The 1,504-nt window shown below is 68.1% G+C and carries 3 protein-coding genes; all 3 read left to right on the forward strand.

Features of this window, described 5'->3' with window-relative positions:
• A partial coding sequence (nusG, locus tag ACOJUF_RS13435; RefSeq protein WP_420122344.1) for a transcription termination/antitermination protein NusG occupies positions 1–198 on the forward strand: 198 nt, incomplete at its 5' end.
• Between the two features lie 64 nt (positions 199–262).
• Positions 263–697: a 50S ribosomal protein L11 gene (gene rplK / locus ACOJUF_RS13440; RefSeq protein WP_420122345.1), complete on the forward strand. Its 435-nt coding sequence runs from the start codon at positions 263–265 to the stop codon at positions 695–697.
• A 79-nt stretch (positions 698–776) separates the two neighbouring features.
• Positions 777–1,487: a 50S ribosomal protein L1 gene (rplA, locus tag ACOJUF_RS13445; protein ID WP_420122346.1), complete on the forward strand. Its 711-nt coding sequence runs from the start codon at positions 777–779 to the stop codon at positions 1,485–1,487.
• Positions 1,488–1,504 lie beyond the last annotated feature (17 nt).

A 1,504-nucleotide genomic window follows, 5' to 3' on the forward strand; every position in this document is an offset into this window, starting at 1 on the left:
CCGGGTTCGGCGCCGGTGCGCACCGAGGTCGACTTCTCGGTCGGCGAGTCGGTCACCGTGATGGACGGCCCGTTCGCCACGCTGCCGGCCACGATCAACGAGGTCAACGCCGACGCGCAGAAGCTCAAGGTGCTGGTCTCCATCTTCGGCCGCGAGACGCCGGTGGAGCTCTCGTTCACTCAGGTCGCCAAGATCTGACCCAGATGTCCGGGCCCGACTCCGGGCCCGGATCCGCACAGAAGGACAAGCAGAAGGAAAAGCAATGCCTCCGAAGAAGAAGAAGCTCGCAGCGATCGTCAAGCTGCAGATCAAGGCCGGCATGGCCAACCCGGCCCCGCCGGTCGGCCCCGCGCTGGGTCAGCACGGCGTGAACATCATGGAGTTCTGCAAGGCCTACAACGCGGCCACCGAGCAGCAGCGCGGTGACGTCGTTCCGGTCGAGATCTCCATCTACGAGGACCGGTCGTTCGACTTCAAGCTGAAGACCCCGCCGGCGGCGCGGCTGCTGCTGAAGGCGGCCGGCGTGGAGAAGGGCTCCGGCACCCCGAACAAGACCAAGGTCGCCTCGGTGACCGCGGCCCAGGTCCGGGAGATCGCCACCCTCAAGCAGGTCGACCTGAACGCCAACGACGTGGACGCCGCCGCGAAGATCATCGCCGGCACCGCGAAGTCGATGGGCATCACCGTCACCGACTGACGTCGGCCCCCAGCACCACGTGGCAGGGCCGGCGCGGCCCGCGGACCACATCCCTGAATCAGCAAGCACAGGAGCAGAAATGAAGCGCAGCAAGGCTTACCGCGAGGCCTTCGATAAGGTGGACCGGACTCGGCTGTACTCCCCGTTGGAGGCCGCGGAGCTGGCGAAGTCCACGTCCCCGTCGAAGATGGACGCCACCGTCGAGGTGGCGATGCGCCTCGGGGTCGACCCCCGCAAGGCGGACCAGATGGTGCGCGGCACCGTCAACCTGCCCAACGGCACCGGCAAGACCGCCCGGGTCATCGTGTTCGCGGTCGGCGACAAGGCCGCCGAGGCCGAGGCCGCCGGAGCGGACGCGGTCGGCTCGGACGAGCTGATCGCCCGCATCCAGGGCGGGTGGCTCGACTTCGACGCCGCCATCGCCACCCCGGACCAGATGGCCAAGGTCGGCCGGATCGCCCGCATCCTGGGCCCGCGTGGCCTGATGCCGAACCCGAAGACCGGCACCGTCACCCCGGACGTGACCAAGGCCGTCGCGGACATCAAGGGCGGCAAGATCAACTACCGGGTGGACAAGGCGTCGAACCTGCACCTGGTCATCGGCAAGGTCTCGTTCCCGACCGAGAAGCTGGTCGAGAACTACGCCGCCGCGCTGGACGAGGTCCTGCGGGCCAAGCCGTCCGCGGCCAAGGGCAAGTACCTGAAGAAGGTCTGGTTCTCCACGACCATGGGCCCGGGCATTCCGGTGGACCCGAGCGTGACCCGCAACCTGCTCGAGGTCGAGGGCTGATCCAGCTCGTCGCTCAC

The organism is Nakamurella sp., assembly GCF_048594475.1.
GTDB lineage: Bacteria > Actinomycetota > Actinomycetes > Mycobacteriales > Nakamurellaceae > Nakamurella.

Coding starts and splice junctions, on each gene's coding strand:
- rplK (WP_420122345.1), top strand. CDS start 263: ATGCCTCCGAAGAAGAAGAAGCTCGCAGCGATCGTCAAGCTGCAGATC.
- rplA (WP_420122346.1), top strand. CDS start 777: ATGAAGCGCAGCAAGGCTTACCGCGAGGCCTTCGATAAGGTGGACCGG.